The sequence below is a fragment of the Helicobacter vulpis genome (assembly GCF_003660395.1).
Classification (GTDB): Bacteria; Campylobacterota; Campylobacteria; order Campylobacterales; family Helicobacteraceae; genus Helicobacter; species Helicobacter vulpis.
In genome coordinates, this window is the sequence record NZ_QXQT01000066.1 from 1 (window position 1) to 905 (window position 905).

The following is a 905-nucleotide window of genomic DNA, read 5'->3' on the forward strand; positions in this document are numbered from 1 at the left end:
TTCTGCCTGCGGCTAGGATTTCTTTAGACGTGGCTGGGATATGTGTGTTGGGCTTATAGGGAAGTAAGGGGATTTGATTGTTAAGGGGGGGTTTGGTAGGGTTAGACAGATTTGCTCCGCTATTCAACGCTTTAGCGGGTGATGCGGGCCTAGCGATTATTGGAAGCCCGGGCAAATCGCTTAGTAAAACCTCTCCCCCTTCTTTAATCTTGTTCTTTAGGTTATTAAGCGTTTTAGGGGCATTACTGGTGATGATCCACTCTCCACTATCTCCCCGTGCGACACTGGCAAAAAACTTTTTCTCTGCAAAGTCTTTTACAAAAATTAAAGCCCCGTCCGCCTGTTTGATTACCGCATTAGGCTCTTCTAGTGTGGGCTTAATCAAGGGCAAAAACTCTTCTCTTTGGCGTTTGCTCAACTTCACCAAGCTCCCCTTAGTGAGCTTAATTTGCTCTCCTTGCAACACGGGGGCTAAAGCCTCTTGCACCTGCTTACTAAATTGGGGGGTAAAATCCTCATCCACACTTTTAAGCCCGAAAGCCTTGAGCCATTCTTGTTCTAAGTTGCCTTTTAAACCGGGTGTGCTAGATTGGGACAAAGGAGTAGCTATGTTCCCACTACCTGTGGATAAATTGACATTCTGGTTTAACTCAGAGTCTGGGCGGTTGTATGCGCTCGCGTCATTTAATGGCGGGGGGGCTTTTGAATTTGATTTTAAACGCAAGATGTGGGTTAGATTTGAATCTATGGCTTCATTTTTGAGATTTAGCGATGTTGCTGAGCCTGAAAACTCTGTAGAGATGACCTCAAACGATGTGAAAAGATTAATATCTAGGTCTGAATCTTGACCTAATAACCTGCTTTCTTGTTTGAGCTGGGCTAACTCCTCCTTGCTTAGCGTGGGG

At 45.3% G+C, this 905-nt stretch carries 1 protein-coding gene; it reads right to left on the bottom strand.

Translation table 11 applies throughout. The annotated features are described in order from the left end of the window. Positions 1 to 905, bottom strand: a 905-nt coding sequence (locus EAO38_RS08570; protein WP_268877835.1) for a PBECR2 nuclease fold domain-containing protein, incomplete at both ends; no start/stop codon positions are given.